Origin of the sequence: Acidimangrovimonas sediminis, assembly GCF_002871005.1 — a bacterium.
Taxonomy (GTDB): domain Bacteria; phylum Pseudomonadota; class Alphaproteobacteria; order Rhodobacterales; family Rhodobacteraceae; genus Acidimangrovimonas; species Acidimangrovimonas sediminis.
In genome coordinates, this window is record NZ_PHSN01000052.1 from 1 (window position 1) to 19,256 (window position 19,256).

The following is a 19,256-nucleotide window of genomic DNA, read 5'->3' on the forward strand; positions in this document are numbered from 1 at the left end:
ACGGCGTGACCGTGGCCACGCTGGACTGCAACGGCGCCCAGCAGGCCGATATCGTCGCCTCCTTCGACGGGCTCGACGACGTGGTGCACAGCGTCACGCTGCAACCCCCGGCGAGTGGTTATGCCTATGTCTCGCGCATCGCCTCGCACCGGCCCGGCCGCACCGGCATCGGTGAGATCCGTGCCACCTATGGTGGATCGGCGCTGTACCAGTTGATGAACGTGCGGGCCGCGAACAGTGACACTGAAAACGGAGGCAGCAATGTTGCAGGCGTAGCCATTGACGGCTTCTCCGGGGTCGATGCGGTCTTCGACCGTGATGACGTGGATTTTTACGTCTACGGCGGACCTGCTAACGACGCCGGGAAAGGGACCGGCTCTGTCACCACCTACACGATCCCGGCCTTCGAGCGGATCGTGGCACTGACGGAGGCGGAGAACAAACCGCTCCTCGTGTTCCTGGAGATGCGGGGCCATTACCGCAACGGGCCGAATGCCGATCAGCAAGCGGCCTGGGATCTCTGCGCCCAGGCCTTCTACAAGGCGGCGCGGGAGAACCCGCATGTCTTCATCGGCGATTGGAATGCCGAGACGCTGATCGAGGACGAGGATCTCTACAAGCAGTTCTACTACCCCAATGCAGACGACAACGGCGGCACCGGCAACTACATCCACCCGACGGCCGAGGGCCACCGGGTCGGCTCCGCGATGATCTGCGCCGCCGCCGACCTGCCAATCCCGGATTATTTCCTCGTTGCTGATTTGCAGCACGAGGCGCAGGCCAACGGCTTCTGGGACAAGCTTCCCGGCCATGTGTCCTATTCCGAGTACGGCACCGGGGACATCTCGGATGCCCCCTTTGCCTGGGGCAGCACGCCGCGTGGGGCGGCAGGGGCTGGTGACTTCGAGCCGGTGCCGGTGGTCTACCGCGACGACATCGAGAACAGCCTGCGGTTCGCGACGGACATCGCCGCCAGCCCGCTGAGCGACAAGGACGGGCGCTACGTCGAGTTCACGGACACCAACAACTACTACTTCCTCGGCAACCGATCTGGAAACGCCGATGACCGCTACACGGTCACCATCGCGACGAAGGGGGCCTTCAGCATTCGGGCCGACACCAGCCCGCTCTACGCGCCCGATGGAACTCTGGTGGTGCCCGAGGGACAGAACAGCATTTCGTTCACCACGCCGGACGACCGGATCGGCTACCTGACCTTCCAGATCGACGGCACGGTTCAATACCTGCCGATCACCGGGCGGCTCTACGAGGGCACCTCGGTCACCCGCACCGGTGGCCAGCCGGTCGTCTGCCCGATCACGCCGGTGAAGAACCAGAAGTGGGACGTCTACCCGGACGCGCTCCTGACCACCTCGCCGGTCTTCAATCCGCGCTACCTGCGGCAGGTCTACAGGGACAGCCTGGGCGTGCGGAAGGAGCTGGTCGGCCGGTGCCTCCACTGGGATCCGGCGGGCCAGGTGGCCGTGCCCAGGGGGATCTACCGCTGCCTCGACCGCGACACGGCGAAGTTCGCCCAGGTGGCCATCGGCGGCACGCTGACCTACGGCACCTCGCCCTTCACCGGGGGCGCCGATTACGAAACGGACGCCAACCCGCTGTTCTGGAACTTCGGGGGTCAGGATCTGACCGGGCTGACGCAGTTCACTGCGGCGCTCCAGCTTGTCGGCAGCGGCGCGTTCGGCATCGAGGTGCGGCTGTTCAACGGCTCGACCAATGCCGAGCGGTATCTCCAGCCGGACGGCACCTGGTCGGCCACCCGCAACCGGGGCTTCCCGAATGGTTCCCCGGGGACGGGTGGCAACTCGCCCCACATGGCCGCCGTAAGCTTTGACCCGACGCCGGTGGTCGACAGCGGCAATGCGCTCTACATCGGCCGCACCGATCCGGTGATCTATGTCAGGCCCTTCAGCGGCGGGAACGATGACTACGGCTGGACTGACGCGACCCTGGCCCTCGGGCCGCATGCGATGGTGTGAGGGGGGGGGCGGGCGACTGCGCCGGGCATTGTTCAGTGCGTCGGGGAAGGGAAGTGCGGAAGCGCCCGCGAGTCCTTTGGGGAAGGTTCAAGGCGCCTCCGCAATGAAGGGATCGGACATCCTTCGCCCGGCAGGATAGAACGACAGGGCGGGCGCCGCAAATTTCCCAACGTACTGTCGGCTGCTTCCTGCCCAGGTGCCGGCCCCGTCATCGGTCACCGAAAAGGCTGCGGAAGCGCCTCGGGCGCTTTGGCTCTCGTTGGCGCTTCCGCAATGAAGGCAGTCGGCTCACCTTCCCCCATGCCCTAGCCCCCTGTGGCAGGTGCCGCAATCGGCAGCGCTCCTGGAGGCGGCGACCCGCTCAGACACCAGCCCGCGGGGTCATCTTGAAGGGGGCGTTCAGTCCGGCTTTAACGCACCCTTCACCGGTCCCTTCCGGCCCCCGTCGCCAAAACCGCTCTGCTGCAGGTTTCCGTGTCAAACTCTGCAAGAACCGGTGGCGAGCCACAATAATCTAAGGACATGACACCAGTTTAGAAATGCGTTTAGTAGTCAGAGTTCCCACTTTTCAGGTGTACTCATGAATGGCGACGGCCCCTATCTCTCGCGTGATCAGGTACTAACCCGCACCAATCTGCTTGGGTTTGCGCTGCTTTTGTCCTTTGTATATGAAGAGGCTTATCTCTCTTTTTTCCTAAAAGACCTAATTTACCTGACATCAGTCAAAACACTAATCTTTAACGCAATAATACTTTTTCCCTTTTTGGGGGGAGGCGCCTTTTTGCTTGTCGATGTCGGCCACTGGCTAGCAAAAAGCGTCAAGCAAGGCTCAAGATTCCATGAAAGTTGGTTTTTTCGATTTAACTTGAGGCTTTTACCTTCGGTGATCGTGATATTACCTACATTTTTAGTTTTGCTTTTCGTCCTTGGGGCGAACGGCACGATCCAGTATCTATTGAAAGCGCACGTCTGGACTGCGGCTCTCGCGACCTTTGCGCTACTGTACATAATGCTCATCATCTTTTTCGGACTGGCTTGGCGACTGACCGAGACGATTATCATCTTGGACAGGTATAGCCAGATCAGGCGTGCAGAGCTGATCGAGATGTCCGCATATTTTGTTGTCGCCGCCTTCATCGTTGGCTTAGCTTCTGCCCTTTTTCATCGAGGCGTCGAGTGTAAGTTCATGGTAGATGGACAACAAACTCAGGCGAGGTTGATCCAGTTTCTCGACAACGATGTGGTGGCAAAACAAGGTGATCACGTCGTAGTGTTCAATCGCGCAGCGTTGAAAAGCATCGATTGCCTTGAGCTAGGTCACCGTGATGCGAGCGCCAAAGAATGATGCGCCAACCTTAAGGCCTAAGCTCAAAATTTTCCGTGCAGAAGCTAGAGAACATCTGTGCAGAAGCTGGCGCGCCGCCACAGCAACGCCCCACGATCCGCGACGAAAAGTCATGCAAGATCAACTGGTCGGGCAAGTGGCGGAGCGAGAGGGATTCGAACCCTCGAGACGGTCTCCCGCCTACACACTTTCCAGGCGTGCGCCTTCGACCACTCGGCCACCGCTCCGTGAGCGTTTCTCTAGCGTCCCGCGCCCGGGGCTGCAAGCCCCGGCGGGCAGGCTGGTGCATGTCGATCGAACACGAGGCCCCGAGGGTGCGGTGACCGCCCGGTGACGACCTGGCCGCCGCAGGCGGAGAGGCCCGGCTTCTGGGGGTTGCAGAGGGAGGGTAGTGCCCCCTGCCCCATGGCCCCACGCGGGCGCCAAGGGACGCCCCGCACCGGAGACGCCCGGTCAGAGCTTCATCCGGGTTCCGAACTCGACCACGAGGTTGCGCGGCAGCGAGTAGAACTCGCTGGGATCGGCCGAGAACCGGGCGAGCCCGATGAACAGCCGATCCGCCAGCCGGCGCAGGCCGCGGCGCGCCCCGGGCACAAGCTTGCGGCGGCCGAGGAAGAAGGTCGAGGACATGACGTCGAACTTCAGCCCGGCGCGCCGCGCCTCGATCAGCGCGCGGCCGAGGTTCGGCATCTCCATGTACCCGAAGCTGAGGGTGAGGCGCGAGAAGCTCTCGTCGATCGGGTCGTATTGCGCACGCTCGTCCGGGCGCGCGACGGGAACCCGCAGCGTCTCGACCGTCAGGATCACGTTCTGGGCGTGGAGCACGCGATTGTGCTTGAGGTTGTGCAGCAGTGTCGAGGGAACCGCCGAGGGATCGGAGGTCAGGAAGAAGGCCGTGCCCTCGACCCGGGCGGCAGTACTGTCCGCGAGCGACCCGACGAAGGTTTCCAGGTCGACCTTCTCGCCCCGCTCCCGGCGCGAAACGACCTGCACACCGCGCCACCATGCCGCCATGGCGACGCCCAGCACGACCGCCAGCGTGACCGGAACGTAGCCGCCGTCGGGCAGCTTGGTCAGGTTGGCGGCGAGGAAGGCAAGCTCCAGCGCCAGCAGCGGCACCGCGGCCAGGGCGATCAGCGCGGGATTGACCCTCCAGGCCCTGCGCGCCAGCGTGATGGCCAACGCGGTCGTGACGATCATCGTGCCGGTCACCGCGATGCCATAGGCCGACGCCAGCGCATCGGAGGACCGGAAGCCCAGCACCAGCCAGATCACGCCCACGAACAACAGCCAGTTCAGCGCGGGAATGTAGATCTGGCCCGACTGGCTTTCCGAGGTGTGCAGGATCGACAGCCGCGGCAGGAAGCCCAGCTGGATCGCAGCCCGCATCATCGAGAAGGCGCCCGAGATCACCGCCTGCGCCGCGATCACCGTGGCACAGGTGGCGAGGATCACGAGGAAGGGCAGCGCCCAGCCGGGCACCATGAGGAAGAAGGGGTTCTTCAGCGCGGCCGGATCGGCCATCACCAGCGCGGCCTGGCCGAGGTAGTTGAGCGTCAGCGCCGGGAAGACCACGGCGTACCAGGCGATGCGGATCGGCGCCCGGCCGAAATGGCCGAGATCGGCATAGAGCGCCTCGGCCCCGGTGACGGCCAGGAAGACGGCGCCGAGAACGAGGAAGGTCTTCGGCCCCTCGAAGGCCAGGAACCAGGCCGCGTAGCGCGGGTCGAGCGCCCAGAGCACCCCGGGCCCCTGCGCGACGTGCCACAGGCCGGTCGCGGCGAGCACCACGAACCACAGCGCGGTGATCGGCCCGAAGGCGGCCGAGATCGCCGCCGTACCATGGCGCTGCACCAGAAACAGCGCGGCGAGGATGCCGAGCGTCACCGGCAACACGAACCCGGCCAGCGGCGGCGCGATCAGCTCCAGCCCCTCGACGGCCGAGAGGACCGAGATCGCGGGGGTGATGATCGCGTCGCCGAAGAACAGCGCGGCGCCCGCGATGCCCAGCCCCAGCAGCCAGAGCGAGCGGCGCCCGAGCGCCAGCCGCACGAGGGTGTAGAGCGCCAGCACCCCGCCCTCGCCCCGGTTGTCGGCGCGCAGGAGGAAAGTCACGTATTTCAGGGTGACGATAATCACCAGCGTCCAGATCATCACCGAGCAAAGGCCGATCACCTCGCTGTCGATCATGCCGTTCTTGGCGACGGGGCGAAGCGCCTCGCGCAGGGCGTAGATCGGCGAGGTGCCGATGTCGCCGTAGACCACCCCGATCGCCCCCAGCGCCAGCGCCGCGAGGCCGCCCCGGGCGGGGCCGTGATGTTCTTCGGAGTCGTCGTCGCCGATCAGCAGGGCGATGTCGGCATTGGCATCGGCTGGATCCTCCGGCGGATCTTCGGCTGCCGTCTCGGGTGCCGTCTCGGGTGCCGTCTCGGGGGGAGTTGCGGGGGCGCCCTCCTCCGCGCCCTTCGGCGCATCCTCGGCAAGGACCGTGCCCGTCGCGGGGGTGTCCTCCCGGGGGCTTTCCTGCCCCTCCGAGGCGGGGTTTTCCGGGCTGTTGCGTTCGACCTTCATCTCGACCTGCCGAAACAATTGCGCGATGTAACGCCGGGGGCTGCCCTGCGGGTCCCGCGGTACAGCAACGCTCAGCTTTCGAGGAGGATCGAGACCCGGCGGTTCTGCCGCCCCTTCTTCTCGACCTTGCCGAGGCTGACCGCCCCGATCTCTCCGGTGCGGGCGACATGGGTGCCGCCGCAGGGCTGGAGGTCGACCAGCGCCTCGCGCGGGCCGATCCGGACCAGACGCACCGCGCCCTGCCCGCGCGGCGGCGCCACCGCCATCGTCTTGACCAGGTGCGGGCTGGCGTCGAGTTCCTCTTCGGTGATCCATTCCTCGGCCACCGGCAGGTCACGGTCGATCAACCCGTTCAGCTCTGCCTCGATCGCCGCGGGATCGCCCAGCGGGTCGGGCATGTCGAAATCGAGCCGCCCCTTGTCTGCGCCGATCTGGCCGCCGGTCACCGGCAGCGGGATGACCACCGACAGCAGGTGCAGCGCGGTGTGCATCCGCATGTGGCGGTGGCGGCGCGACCAGTCGAGCTGTTGCGTCACGGTGCTGCCCACCTCGGGCAGCTCGGCCCCGCCCGGCACCAGCACGATCGCGCCGGCATCGCCCTTGACCGTCGTCGCGATCTGCAACCGCCCGCCGGGCCACAGGATGCGCCCGCTATCGCCCGGCTGGCCGCCCCCGGTGGGGTAGAACACCGTCCGGTCGAGAACGATCCCCCCCTCCTGCGTGTGGGCCAGCACGGTGGCCTCGGCCTCCTCGAGGTAGGGATCTTCGCGGTAGAGCATCTCGGTGGTCATGTCATGTCATCCAGATCGGGCTTGGCGGCCTCGGACATCGGCTTCGCTTCGGCCTCCGGGTCGGGGGCCGCAGTGTCCGGGTCGGTCGGTGTCTTCGGCCGGGCCCGGCGATGTTCCCAGATCGTCTCGGGGTTGCGCAACCACAGATCGCGCTGCGCGAAGGGGATCTCGATCCCCTCCTCGGCGAAGCGGCGGGCGATCTCGTGGTTCATGTCCGACTTGACCTGAAGGATGAAGTTGACGTCGCGCAGGATCACCCGGATCTCGAAATCCAGGCTGTCCGCGCCGAAGGCCGTGAACACCACCGCCGGCGGCGGGTTCACGGTGACCAGCGGCTGATCCTGGGCGATCTCCATCAGGATCTTCTCGACCTTGCGGGTGTCGGTGCCATAGGCCACCCCCACCGGAACGATCAGGCGCCCGTTCAGGCTGAACCGCGTCCAGTTCGTCACCACGCCAGTGATCAGGTCCGAGTTGGGCACGATCACGTCGGTTCGGTCGAAGGTCTGGATCCGGGTCGAGCGGACCGAGATGGAGCGCACGGTGCCCATGGTCGAGCCGACCTCGATCCAGTCGCCCTCGCTCACCGGGCGCTCGATCAGCAGGATAATGCCGGAGACGAAGTTCGACACGATGTTCTGCAGGCCGAAGCCGATGCCCACCGACAGCGCGCCCGCGACGATCGCCAGCGACGACAGGTCGATCCCCGCCGAGGTGATCGCGCCCACCGCCGCGAGGAATATGCCGAGATAGCCCATCCCCGAGACGATCGCGTTCTGCCCGCCCTGGTCCATCCGCGTCTTGGGCAGCACGCTCGACCGCAGCGCGCCCTGCACCAGCCGGGTCACGGTGTAGCCGATCGCGAAGACGATCACGAAGACCAGGAAGTTCGACGGCGAGATCTTGGTCGATCCGATGGTGAAGCCGGCCTGTGCGCGGGTCCAGAGCTCGGCCAGGTCGGACACCCGGGCGCCCCAGATCAGCGCGAAGAGCGGTAGCGACAGCAGCACGACGAAGAAGCCCGCAAGCACGGGGATCAGCGATTCCTCGGCCCGCTGCTCGCTGCGCGCGATCGCGGCGTAGAGATCGGTGATCAGTACCTGCAAGATCAGCAGGATCGCCAGCAGCGCCAGCGACACCGTGGCGGGATAGAGCACCGCCGTGGCGGCCGGCACGTAGCCGATTGCGGCGAAGATCGGCGCACCGATCCCCAGCACGATCAGCAACCGCCCCACCAGCCCGGTCACCCAGTCGCGGTAGGTGGTCGTCTCCTCCTCGGCAGCGCCGGCATTCGCCTCGTGACGGCGCAGCAGCTGGCCCAGCCGCACCAGCACGATCCCGGTGATCAGCAGCAGCGGGAAGGCCAGCACCGCGTTCGCCGCGCTGGCGTTCACGCCGTCTGGCGGCACCAGCGCCATCTTGCGCATGGTGTTTAGCGCCAGCATCAGCCCCAGAAGACCGACATGCACCCGGCCCTCGGCCCTCCGTTCCAGCGACAGGCGGAACGGAGGGTTGGCGACGTCGCCCTTTGGGAACACCCGGCCGCCGATCCAGACCGCCGAGAACAGGATGAAACCGGCCACCGGCAGCGCGGAAAGCACCTCGTTGCCGACGCTGCCGATCATGCCGCTGGAACGCACCGCCTCGACCAGGCTGACGAGGCCGATCATCGGCACCACCAGCCCGCCCAGCGACAGCACGATCACCCCCACCTTGCGCCCATGCGCCGAGGCGTTGCGCTGCAGCCGCATCGTGATCGCGTCGAACCAGACCCGGCCGCGTGCCAGCAGGAGCACCGCGAAGAACAGGTAGAACAGGATCAGCGGAATGTTCGACCGCATCTGTTCGCGCAGGCTGGGGCTTTGCCAGGCATCCGCCCCCTCCTGCCAGAGCGTGGCCAGGGTGTGGGTCGTGGTCTTCAGCGCAGCGGGCCAGTTGACCGGGTTTACCGGCGAAGGCCAGAGCTGCATCAGCGCCGCCGCCTGCCGGTCGCGGATGATGCCATCGATCTCGCGGATCAGGCCGTCGGCGCGGGAATAGGCCTCTTCCGCGGTCTGACCGGGCGCCTTGAGCTGGGCGAGCTGCTTGTTCAGCTCATCGCGCCGCTTGGCGACCTCGGGGGCCTCGGTCTTGCCCTCCTTCGGTGCGGGCCCCAGCGCATCGATCTGGGTCTGGAGGGTCTCGATCCGGGTCTTGTTGAGGCTCTGCGCGTCCTGGAACTTGGCCCGCCAGTTGACCAGAAGCTGGCGCTGCTGCTCCAGCCCGACATTGGTCGTGCGCGGGTTGTTGATGATCGACTCGGCCCGCTTGGCGGCCGTTTCCCAGGCCGAGAAATCCGGCGGAGCCTGCGGTTTCTGTTGCTGGGCGGCGGTGGTCGACTGCTGGGTCTGGCCCGGTGCCAGCGCCCCGGGCGCGGGCTGATCCTGCGCGCGGAGCGGCTGAACCCCCGACAGCATCGCCGCCATGAGCACCGCCAGCAGAAGCGCGGCGAGACCGCCGCGGGCACGCCTGCGCATGCCCCGCGGCGCGGGCGTCAGGGCGCGGGTCGGCGCGCCCCTTCCGGGTCTGCGCCAGCGCCGCATCTTCAGCCCTCGAAGACTGTGGGCAGGCTGGCCGGCGCACGGTCGAGCCAGTCCGGCACCGGCAGCCCCTTGCCGCGCAGGAACGCCGGGTTCCAGAGCTTCGACTGGTAGCGTGTGCCATAGTCGCACAGCACCGTGACGATGGTGTGGCCCGGCCCCATCTCCTCGGCCATGCGGATCGCGCCGGCGACGTTCACCCCGGTCGAGCCGCCCATGCACAGCCCTTCTTGCGACAACAGGTCGAAGACGACCGGCAGCGCCTCGGCATCCGGGATGCGCCACGCCATGTCGGGGGTGAACCCTTCAAGGTTGGCGGTGATCCGGCCCTGCCCGATCCCCTCGGTGATCGAATCCCCGGGGTTCTCCTGCCCGGTGTAGAGCTTCAGGAGGCCCGCCCCCTCGGGGTCGGCAAGGCCCACCTTCACGCCCTTGGGCTGCAGCGCCATCGCCGTTCCCGCCAGTGTCCCGCCCGAACCCACGGCGCAGATGAAACCGTCCACGCGGCCCTGGGTCTGTTCCCAGATCTCGGGGCCCGTCGTCTCGATATGCGCCTGGCGGTTCGCAACGTTGTCGAACTGGTTGGCCCAGATCGCGCCCTTCGGCTCGGTCTTGGCCAGGGCCTCGGCCAGGCGCTGCGAATAGCGGATGTAGTTGTTGATGTCCTTGTAGGGCTTGGCCGGAACCTCGACCAGCTCGGCCCCCGCCAGGCGAAGCATGTCCTTCTTTTCCTGGCTCTGCGTCTCGGGGATCACGATCACCGACCGGAACCCCATGGACGCGCCCACCAGCGCGATGCCGATCCCGGTGTTGCCCGCCGTGCCCTCGACGATGGTGCCGCCGGGTTCCAGCGCCCCGCGCGCCACCGCGTCGCGGATGATGTAGAGCGCGGCCCGGTCCTTGACCGACTGGCCCGGGTTCAGGAACTCAGCCTTGCCGAGGATCGTGCAACCGGTCCGCTCGGACGCCGCTTTCAGCTTGATAAGGGGGGTCTTGCCCACCGCCTCGGCCAGATCGTTGCAGATGCGCATCGCTTCTCTCCTGTGCTCCCGCGCCCTGTTGATAGGGGCGCCGCCTCCCGGGCGCAACCGCCCCGCCGTGTCCCAGATAGACAAAGGCGCGGCCCCGCCAAGGACCGCGCCACGATAATCTGACCCTTCCGGCATCTTTCTTGCCGAAATACGCCCGGAAAGTCGCGTCCCGACGCACCGGGACGCGCGCGGAGGGGCCTCGGCTCAGGGGCGCCCTGCCCCTGGCTCACTCCTGGACGGTGACCTTCGCCATGTAGTCCGGGTCGCTCACCTTGCCGTTCTGTGCCTGGTCGCCCTTCTTGATGGCGTCGACCACGTCCATGCCCTTGATGACACGGCCGATCACCGTGTACTGGCCGTTCAGGTTCGAGGCCGGCGCGAACATGATGAAGAACTGGCTGTTGGCCGAGTTCGGATCCTGTGTCCGGGCCATGCCCACCGTGCCGCGCACGTAGGGCACCTTCGAGAACTCTGCCGGCAGGTCCGGCAGCGACGAGCCGCCGACGCCCGCGCGTGCGAGATCGCCACCGTGCTTGCCGTATTCGACATCGCCGGTCTGCGCCATGAAGCCGTCGATCACCCGGTGGAAGACCACGCCGTCGTACTTGCCCTCCTTGGCAAGTTTCACGACCTGCGCCACCGCCTTGGGTGCGACCTTGGGCAGGAGGTCGATCACCACCGTGCCCTTGTCCTTGCCCGAGGCGCCGTCGACCTGGATCACCAGGTTCGGACCGGGGGTGTCGGCGGGGGCGGTGTCGGCCCGCGCGGGCTGCTCGCCACCCAGCGTGACCATCGCGGCCAGCGCCAGCGCGCCGGCCCCCGCGAGGCCCAGGAAGACCCGCCGATCAGACATCCGAGGCGACCTTGACCGAGATCATCTTGTCGGGGTTGGCCGGCGGCTCGCCACGCACGATCGCGTCGACATGCTCCATCCCGTCGATCACCCGGCCGTAGACGGTGTACTGGCCGTTGAGGAAATGGTTGTCCTTGAAGTTGATGAAGAACTGGCTGTTGGCCGAGTTCGGGTTCTGCGAACGCGCGGCGCCCAGCGTGCCGCGGTCATGCGGGATGCGGCTGAACTCGGCCGGCAGGTCCGGCAGGTCCGAGCCGCCGGTGCCGGCGCGGCGGGTGTTGCCGCCGGCCTTGCCATGCTCGACATCGCCGGTCTGGGCCATGAAGCCGTCGATCACGCGGTGGAAGACCACGTCGTCGTAGGCGCCGGCGCGGGCCAGTTCCTTCATGCGCTCGGCATGCTTGGGGGCCACGTCGGGCAGAAGCTCGATGACGACCTTGCCGTCCTTCAGCTCGATGATGACGGTGTTCTCGGGATCCTTGATCTCGGCCATGGGGGGCTCCTCCTGGGTCAGCCTCAGCTTTCGGTCGGGGCGCACCCTAGCCACAGTGCGCGCCGAGGGAAAGGGGCCTTCCGCGGATGCCCCGATCTGCCGGGCAGATCGGGCCCCGGCGGCGTCAGCGGGCGGATCGGGCGCGGGGTCGCGCCGGGTCCCCGCGGATCGCGGGGCGGAGGCGGCGCTTGCGTATTTGGGGAACAATGAAAGCAGGGAGCTGCGCGCGGCCGACCGTATCCGGGCACCCGTGGCGGGGACCTTGTGGGGACCCTGTGGGGACCTTGTGGCGGGTCGGGAACGGGGCGCGCGTCGGACCGGACCGAGGCGAAAGGCGCGGCGCGCGACAAGACCGCCCGTTGACGCCGCCCGGGCAATCCGCTCTCTATGGCCGCGGCAACCCAAGGGAGGCGCAGATGGCCTGGAAGACGCTCGACGACATGAACCTCGACGGCAAGACCGTGCTGGTCAGGGTCGACATCAACGTGCCGGTCGAGGCCGGCCGGGTCACCGATGCCACCCGCATCGAGAAGATCGTTCCCACCGTGAACGACATTCTCGACAAGGGCGGCAAGCCGGTCCTGATGGCGCATTTCGGGCGCCCCAAGGGCAAGGTCGTTCCCGAGATGAGCCTGAAGGTCACCCTTCCCGCGCTGAAGGCGGCCTTTCCCGGCCATGACGTCCTCTTTGCCGAGGATTGCATCGGCGGCCCGGCCAAGGAGGCGGTCTCGGCGCTTCAGCCCGGGCAGATCCTGCTGCTCGAGAACACCCGTTTCCACGAGGGCGAGGAAAAGAACGACGCTATGATGGCCGCCTCGCTGGCCGCGCTCGGGGATGTCTACGTCAACGACGCCTTCTCGGCCGCGCACCGGGCGCATGCCTCGACCGAGGCGATCGCGCAGCTGCTGCCCGCCTGCGCCGGCCGGCTGATGGAGGCCGAGCTTTCGGCACTCGAGGCGGCGCTCGGCGATCCGGAGCGGCCGGTGGTGGCGATCGTCGGCGGCGCCAAGGTGTCGACCAAGCTCGACCTGCTGGGCAACCTGGTCGAGAAGGTCGATCACCTGGTGATCGGCGGCGGCATGGCGAACACCTTCCTGCTGGCCAAGGGGATCGAGGTCGGCAAATCCCTGGCCGAACGCGAGATGACCGACACGGCGACCGAGATCCTTGCGAAGGCGCGCAACGCCGGCTGCGCGATCCACCTGCCGGTCGACGTGGTCGTGGCGCAGGAGTTCAAGGCCAATGCGGCGCATGAGACGGTCGCGGCGGAGGCCTGCCCGGCCGACGCGATGATCCTCGACGCCGGCCCCGAGACGGTGAAGGCGCTGGCCGAGGTGTTCGGCGAATGTCGCACGCTGATCTGGAACGGTCCGCTCGGCGCGTTCGAGATCGAGCCCTTCGACGCCGCCACCAACGCGGCCGCGGCAAAGGCGGCGGAGCTGACCCGCGCCGGCAAGCTGAAATCGGTGGCCGGGGGCGGCGACACCGTGGCCGCGCTGAACAAGGCCGGGGCGGCGGCCGATTTCTCCTATGTCTCGACCGCGGGGGGCGCTTTCCTCGAATGGATGGAAGGCAAGGTCCTTCCCGGCGTCGCGGCCCTGGAACCCAAGGGCTGAGCAGAGGACCGAGGCGCAGGGCTGAGGCGCGGGACTGAGGCGGAAGGCCGCCGGGGGCTGCGCATCGCGCCGCCCCAGCCCGCCCGGACCTTCGCCGGATCGGATCTGCGGCGACCCGGACCGAGCCCCTCAGGATTGCCCGTCGCATTTCGCGGGCGGCCGGGTCTCGGGGGCGCTCCGCTCCCGGCCTGCGCGGCGCATCCCTGCACGTGCGGTCGCTTCCCCCTGCCCAACGCCCCGCCTCTCTGGCATAGTCGGCGCGACAGATTGGAGGGAGGATCCAGGATGCCGATCGGATACAAGCAGATGCTGGCGGAAGCCGAGGCCGAGGTGCGGTCGGTCTCGGCCGGCGAGGGCGCGGAGCTGCGCGCCGACCCGGATGTCGTCTTCGTCGACATCCGCGACCCGCGGGAGCTGGAGCGTGAGGGGATGATCCCGGGGGCGCACGCCGCCCCGCGTGGCATGCTGGAATTCTGGATCGATCCGGAGAGCCCCTACCACAAGCCCTATTTCGCCGAGGACCGGCTTTTCGTCTTCTACTGCGCCTCTGGCTGGCGCTCGCTTCTGGCGGCGCAGGTCGCCGGGCGGATGGGCCTGCGCACGGCCAGCCTGACCGGCGGTTTCGGAGGCTGGAAGCGCGCCGGGATGGAGGTTGCCGAGGGAACCCGCAAATGATCCGCCAGACGGCAGAAAATCCGCCGGGAAAGAGCCATTTTGCGCCAAAATGCAGACCGTTAGCGCAATCGCCGTTGCGCGGTCGCCCGGGGGCTTCTAGACCCCTTTTCCGAGGCCCATGTACCGAAAGGACCGAAGACCCATGAAGGCGACGAGAACTGTCCAGAAGATCCTTGCCAATTACGAGGGCGAGACCCCCGGCGTGAAAGCCAACCTTCATCGCATCCTGATGAACGGCAAGCTCGGCGGCACCGGCAAGATGATCATCCTGCCCGTCGATCAGGGCTTCGAGCACGGCCCCGCGCGCAGCTTCGCGCCGAACCCGCCGGCCTATGACCCGCATTACCACTACCAGCTTGCGATCGACGCGGGACTGAACGCCTATGCCGCGCCGCTGGGGCCGCTGGAGGCCGGGGCCGACACCTTCGCGGGGCAGATCCCCACGATCCTCAAGGTCAACTCGGCCAACTCGCTGATGTCGGACACTGCGGGCAAGAACCAGGCGATCACCGGCTCGGTCGAGGATGCGCTGCGGCTGGGCTGCTCGGCCATCGGCTTCACCGTCTACCCCGGTTCGGACATGGCGCTCGACATGTTCGAGGAAATCGTCGAGATGCGCCGCGAGGCGGCCGCCCTGGGCATCGCCACGGTGATCTGGTCCTACCCGCGCGGCGAGGCCATCACCAAGGAGGGCGAGACCGCGGTGGACGTGGCCGCCTATGCCGCCCATATCGCGGCACTCCTGGGCGCCCATATCATCAAGGTGAAGCTGTCGACCGACCACCTGATGCAGAAGGAGGCCAAGGCCGCCTTCGAGAAGGCGAACATCGACATCTCGACCCAGGCCGCGCGGGTGGCCGAATGCGTGCGCTCGTCGTTCAACGGGCGGCGGCTGATCGTGTTCTCGGGCGGGGCGTCGAAGGGCGCGGATGCCGTCTATGACGACGCCCGCGCGATCCGCGACGGCGGCGGCAACGGCTCGATCATCGGGCGGAACTCGTTCCAGCGCTCGCGCGAGGACGCGCTCGACATGCTCGGCAAGCTGGTGGACATCTACAAGGGCAAGGCCTGAGCTTGCCCGACCGGCTGAGCGCCGACTGGCCGGGGGGCGCAACGCGCCACCTCGGCCTGCGGCTGCTGCCCGGCGAAGACCTGCGGGGGGCGCTGAGCGCGGCCTTCGCCAAGGCCCCGGAGGCGGCGGGATATCTCGCCACCTGCGTCGGCAGTCTGGACGGCGCGCGGATCCGGCCCGCGGGGCGCGACGACGCGCTTGAGATCTCCGGGAACCTCGAGATCGTGGCGCTTTCGGGGACGTTCAGTGCGGACGGGCCGCATCTGCATATCGCCGTGGCAGACAGCGAGGGGCGCGTTCTCGGCGGGCACCTTCTGGCGGGCTGTGCGGTCAGAACCACGGCGGAGGTGGTGATCGGGCTGGTTTCCGGCGTGCGGTTCCTGCGGGAGGCGGATGCGCGGACGGGCTACGCCGAACTGTTCATGGTGCGGAACGACGGCCAGGATTAGAGCGGGCCGGGGTTTGCGGGGACCTCGATTAGAGGGGGCCGCCGGGAATTAACGACGACTGAGGTCAGGGGGGCCAGCCCCCCGTCGCGCGAAACGCGCGACTCCCCCCGGGATATTTTCGAGCAGAAAGTGAGGGGTGCTCAGGCCGCGATACTCAGGCCGGGACACTTAGGCCGACATGCTCAGGCCGGGTCGCCCAGGCGGGCGATCAGGGCGGCGGTATCGAGACCCGGTGCGGTGCCCGCGAGGCGGCCGCGAGGGGCGCCCAACCGGGTGGCGCAATAGCCGTCGGCCACAGCGGCGGGTGCGTGACGGATCAGCGTGGCGGCGGTGAGGAGCGAGGCCAGGCTTTCGGCGAACCAGCGGGCCTCGGCCTCTTCGGGCAGGCCGGGCCAGCGGTCGGCATGGGCCTTGAGGGCCGCGTCGTAGCCGCGGTCGGCGCCGGTGGCGGAGAGGAGCTCGGCCGCGACGGCCTCGGCCGCTGCGGGTTCGCGGGCAAGCGTGCGCAGGATGTCGAGGCAGATGACGTTGCCCGAGCCTTCCCAGATACCGTTCAGCGGCGCCTCGCGGTAGAGCCAGGGCATCGCCGTATCCTCGACATAGCCCATGCCGCCCATCACCTCAATCGCCTCGACCGTGACCAGCGGGCACAGCTTGTTGGAGAGGAACTTGGCGCAGGCAACGGCGAGGCGGGCAAAGGCGCGGGCCTCGGGGGCCGGGTCGTCGAAGGCGGCGGCGACGCGCAGGCCCAGGGCCGTCGCCCCCTCCCAGTCGAGGACGAGATCGGCGAGGACGGCGCGCATCAGCGGCTGGTCGACGAGGCGGCGCTGAAAGGCGGTGCGGTGGGCGACCCAGTGATGCGCCTCGGCCAGCGCCGCGCGCATGAGGCCGGCGGGCGCCACCGCGGTGTCCAGGCGGGTATGGTGCACCATCTCGATGATCGTGCGCACCCCTGCCCCCTCGTCGCCCAGGCGGAAGGCCAGCGCGCCGGCATATTCGATCTCGGCCGAGGCATTGGCGCGGTTGCCGAGCTTGTCCTTCAGCCGCATCAGCCGGATCGCGTTGCGCTCCCCGTCCAGCCAGCGCGGGACGAGGAAGCAGGTGAGCCCCCCGGGCGCCTGCGCGAGGGTGAGGAACCCGTCGGACATCGGCGCCGAGCAGAACCACTTGTGGCCGGTCAGGCGGTAGGCATTCGTGCCGCCGGCCGGGTCGGGCTCGGCCCGCGTGGCATTGACGCGCACGTCCGAGCCGCCCTGTTTTTCGGTCATCGCCATACCGAGGGTGGCGCCCCGCTTTTGCGCCAGCGGCGCGATGGACGGGTCGTAGCTGCGCGATGCGAGCTTCGGCCCCCAGTCGGCGGCAAGCGCGGGGTCGGCACGCAGCGCCGGCACGGCGGCGTAGGTCATGGTCATCGGGCAGCAGGTGCCGGGCTCGACCTGGCTGTGCAGGTAGACCAGCGCGGCGTGGGTGGCATGGCGGCCCCCTGCACCGCCGCCAGTAATGCCCCCAGGTACGCCCTCCCACGGCAGCGCGGCATAGCCCGCGCCGATCCCGGCCGCCATGAGACGGTGATAGGCCGGGTGAAAGACCACCTCGTCAAGCCTGCGCCCGCCGGCGTCGAACAGCCTCAGATCCGGGGCGACGCGCATCGCCTCGCGCCCGAGGGCCCGCATCTCGGCGGCGCCGAGATCGCGGCCATGCGTGGCGAGGTGGCCAGTGTCGGCGCCCTGCGCCGCGGCGGCGTCGCGCAAGGCGGGATCGCCCGCCCAGAGGTCGGCGTCGCCGCGCACGACGGGCTGGTTGGTGACCTCGTGGCCGGCAAGATCGGAGCGTCCGGGCAGCATGGCACCCCCTCCCTGTTCCCCGGCCCTTCCGCCGGGTGTGTCCGCCGCGCAAAGTTCTGCGCGCCTTGGCGAAAACATGGCGGCGCGGGATTCACAAAGCAACCCGGCTGTGCGATTATCGCCCTGCACCGCCCCGGCAGAGGGCGGGCAGAGGCAGATCGAGAGGCACCATGCCCCACAGCCAGAAGCGGCCCACGCTGGGCCCGGTGATCTTCTACTCTCTGGCCTTCGTGCTGGCGAGCTACTTCACCTTCGCCGCGGTGCAGGGCGATTACGGCGTCTTCCGCCGGGTCCGGATCGAGGCCGAGATCGGCGACCTTACGGTCGAACGCGACCAGCTGAAGACCGAGCTTGCCTCGCTCAAGAACAAGACGCACCGGCTGTCGGACAACTACCTCGATCTCGACCTGCTGGACGAGCAGGCGCGCAAGGTGCTGGGCCTGATGCGCGCGGACGAGATCGTCATCCGCTAGGGTCGGCAGGGGCGGCGCATTCGAACGCCCGCCGCAGAGTACCCCCACAGACGACTGCCCTTACAGCCCCCCCCGCCGCAGGTTGCTCGCCGCAGGCTGCCCGTCACGGGCGGCGCGGGCATGTGGACCGCCCTTGAAAATCCCCTCTCGCCATGCCTGAATCGCGCCCGGAAGGACTGGTCCGACCGGGGCTGCGGATTTGCCCTCGCACCCCGGACGGGTTTCCTGTATAGGATAGTTTAATATTGAACTATCGCGAATGAACCGCGGAGGAGGCGCGTATGGCCACCCGGAAAACCACTTCGAAATCAAACACGTCCAAGGAAGAGCTGCTTCAGTTCTACCGCGACATGCTGCTGATCCGTCGATTCGAGGAAAAGGCCGGCCAGCTTTATGGCATGGGCCTGATCGGCGGCTTCTGCCACCTCTACATCGGGCAGGAAGCGGTCGTCGTCGGCCTCGAGGCCGCGTCCGAGGAAGGCGACAAGCGCGTCACCTCCTACCGCGACCACGGCCACATGCTGGCCTGCGGCATGGATCCGAAGGGGGTGATGGCCGAGCTCACCGGACGCCGCGACGGCTATTCCAAGGGCAAGGGCGGCTCGATGCACATGTTCTCGAAAGAGAAGCATTTCTACGGCGGCCACGGCATCGTCGGCGCGCAGGTGCCGATCGGCGCGGGCCTTGCCTTCTCCGACTGGTACAAGGGCGACGACCGGGTGACCTTCACCTATTTCGGCGACGGCGCCGCGAACCAGGGCCAGGTGCACGAGGCCTACAACATCGCGCAGCTCTGGGATCTGCCGGTGGTCTTCGTGATCGAGAACAACCAGTACGCCATGGGCACCAGCGTGAAGCGCGCGACCAAGTCGCCAGACTTCTTCGAGCGTGGCAAGAGCTTCGGCATCTCGGGCGAGGCGGTCGACGGCATGGACGTGCTGGCGGTCAAGGAAGCCGGCGCCAAGGCGGTCGCGCATTGCCGTTCGGGCAAGGGACCGTACATCCTCGAGATGATGACCTACCGCTACCGCGGCCACTCCATGTCGGACCCGGCCAAGTACCGCACCCGCGAGGAGGTCCAGAAGATCCGTGAGGAGAAGGACGCGATCGAGCACGTGCGTGACCTGATCCTGACCGGCAAGCACGCCACCGACGACGACCTCAAGGCGATCGACAAGGACATCAAGAAGATCGTCAACGACAGCGCCGAGTTCGCCAAGGAAAGCCCCGAGCCGGACGTGTCCGAGCTCTGGACCGACATCTACGCGACCGAAGTGCCGCAGGAAGCCTGAGGGGAAGACGAGACATGGCAACCGAAATTCTCATGCCCGCGCTGAGCCCCACGATGGAAGAGGGCACGCTGGCCAAGTGGCTGAAGAAAGAGGGCGACACCGTCAGTGCCGGTGACATCATCGCCGAGATCGAGACCGACAAGGCGACGATGGAATTCGAAGCCGTCGACGAGGG

16 protein-coding genes and 1 tRNA gene are annotated in these 19,256 nt (G+C 67.6%); 9 read left to right on the forward strand and 8 right to left on the reverse strand.

The genetic code is table 11. From position 1 onward, the window contains the following. Both CVV76_RS25080 and CVV76_RS24835 read left to right on the forward strand, forming a co-directional pair. A partial coding sequence (locus CVV76_RS25080) for a hypothetical protein (protein WP_158243242.1) occupies positions 1-1,997 on the forward strand: 1,997 nt, incomplete at its 5' end. Positions 1,998-2,577: 580 nt separating this feature from the next. Beyond that, positions 2,578-3,342, forward strand: a complete 765-nt coding sequence (locus CVV76_RS24835) for a hypothetical protein (protein ID WP_146010384.1) — start codon at positions 2,578-2,580, stop codon at positions 3,340-3,342. Between the two features lie 137 nt (positions 3,343-3,479). Here the strand turns inward: CVV76_RS24835 and CVV76_RS23890 are convergent. From CVV76_RS23890 to CVV76_RS23920, 7 genes are all read right to left on the reverse strand, one after another. After that, positions 3,480-3,569 (reverse strand) — tRNA-Ser (locus CVV76_RS23890). 226 nt (positions 3,570-3,795) lie between these two features. Beyond that, a complete protein-coding gene (locus tag CVV76_RS23895; protein WP_102227205.1) occupies positions 3,796-5,913 on the reverse strand; it encodes a potassium transporter Kup in 2,118 nt (705 codons plus the stop codon). Between the two features lie 71 nt (positions 5,914-5,984). After that, the gene (locus CVV76_RS23900) at positions 5,985-6,704 is read right to left on the reverse strand and encodes an alanyl-tRNA editing protein (RefSeq protein WP_102227194.1); all 720 of its coding nucleotides are present in this window, start codon (positions 6,702-6,704) and stop codon (positions 5,985-5,987) included. Then, positions 6,701-9,220, reverse strand: coding sequence for a DUF3772 domain-containing protein (locus CVV76_RS23905; RefSeq protein WP_158243243.1), 2,520 nt, complete (start codon positions 9,218-9,220; stop codon positions 6,701-6,703). Before CVV76_RS23905 ends, CVV76_RS23900 begins: the two co-directional genes overlap by 4 nt. A gap of 68 nt (positions 9,221-9,288) precedes the next feature. Further along, positions 9,289-10,314 carry a cysteine synthase A gene (locus tag CVV76_RS23910; protein WP_102227196.1) on the reverse strand — a complete coding sequence of 342 codons (1,026 nt, stop codon included), beginning with the start codon at positions 10,312-10,314 and terminating at the stop codon, positions 9,289-9,291. Positions 10,315-10,540: 226 nt separating this feature from the next. Next, entirely contained in the window at positions 10,541-11,167 is a 627-nt protein-coding gene (locus CVV76_RS23915) for a peptidylprolyl isomerase (RefSeq protein ID WP_102227197.1), read from the reverse strand. Then, entirely contained in the window at positions 11,160-11,660 is a 501-nt protein-coding gene (locus tag CVV76_RS23920; protein WP_102227198.1) for a peptidylprolyl isomerase, read from the reverse strand. The genes CVV76_RS23915 and CVV76_RS23920 overlap by 8 nt, the downstream gene beginning before the upstream one ends. Before the next feature lie 416 nt (positions 11,661-12,076). On the opposite strand from CVV76_RS23920, the gene CVV76_RS23925 reads away from it, so the two are divergent. The 4 genes from CVV76_RS23925 (at position 12,077) to CVV76_RS23940 (ending at position 15,472) form a co-directional block, all read left to right on the forward strand. After that, a complete protein-coding gene (locus tag CVV76_RS23925) occupies positions 12,077-13,276 on the forward strand; it encodes a phosphoglycerate kinase (RefSeq protein WP_102227199.1) in 1,200 nt (399 codons plus the stop codon). A gap of 285 nt (positions 13,277-13,561) precedes the next feature. Then, entirely contained in the window at positions 13,562-13,951 is a 390-nt protein-coding gene (locus CVV76_RS23930) for a rhodanese-like domain-containing protein (RefSeq protein WP_102227200.1), read from the forward strand. A gap of 142 nt (positions 13,952-14,093) precedes the next feature. After that, positions 14,094-15,023 carry a class I fructose-bisphosphate aldolase gene (locus tag CVV76_RS23935; RefSeq protein WP_102227201.1) on the forward strand — a complete coding sequence of 310 codons (930 nt, stop codon included), beginning with the start codon at positions 14,094-14,096 and terminating at the stop codon, positions 15,021-15,023. Positions 15,024-15,025: 2 nt separating this feature from the next. Beyond that, a complete protein-coding gene (locus tag CVV76_RS23940; protein WP_233193142.1) occupies positions 15,026-15,472 on the forward strand; it encodes a PPC domain-containing DNA-binding protein in 447 nt (148 codons plus the stop codon). 182 nt (positions 15,473-15,654) lie between these two features. On the opposite strand, the gene CVV76_RS23945 is transcribed toward CVV76_RS23940, so the two are convergent. Continuing rightward, the gene (locus CVV76_RS23945; protein WP_102227202.1) at positions 15,655-17,316 is read right to left on the reverse strand and encodes an acyl-CoA dehydrogenase family protein; all 1,662 of its coding nucleotides are present in this window, start codon (positions 17,314-17,316) and stop codon (positions 15,655-15,657) included. Between the two features lie 170 nt (positions 17,317-17,486). Here CVV76_RS23945 and CVV76_RS23950 point away from each other — a divergent pair, with 170 nt between their 5' ends. The 3 genes from CVV76_RS23950 to CVV76_RS23960 all read left to right on the forward strand — a co-directional run. Beyond that, positions 17,487-17,789 (forward strand): FtsB family cell division protein, encoded by a 303-nt coding sequence (locus tag CVV76_RS23950; protein ID WP_102227203.1) that lies wholly within the window; start codon positions 17,487-17,489, stop codon positions 17,787-17,789. 281 nt (positions 17,790-18,070) lie between these two features. Further along, positions 18,071-19,081, forward strand: coding sequence for a pyruvate dehydrogenase (acetyl-transferring) E1 component subunit alpha (gene pdhA, locus CVV76_RS23955; protein ID WP_102227204.1), 1,011 nt, complete (start codon positions 18,071-18,073; stop codon positions 19,079-19,081). A gap of 14 nt (positions 19,082-19,095) precedes the next feature. Next, positions 19,096-19,256 (forward strand): biotin/lipoyl-containing protein (locus CVV76_RS23960; protein ID WP_146010385.1); only part of this gene is annotated, 161 nt, incomplete at its 3' end.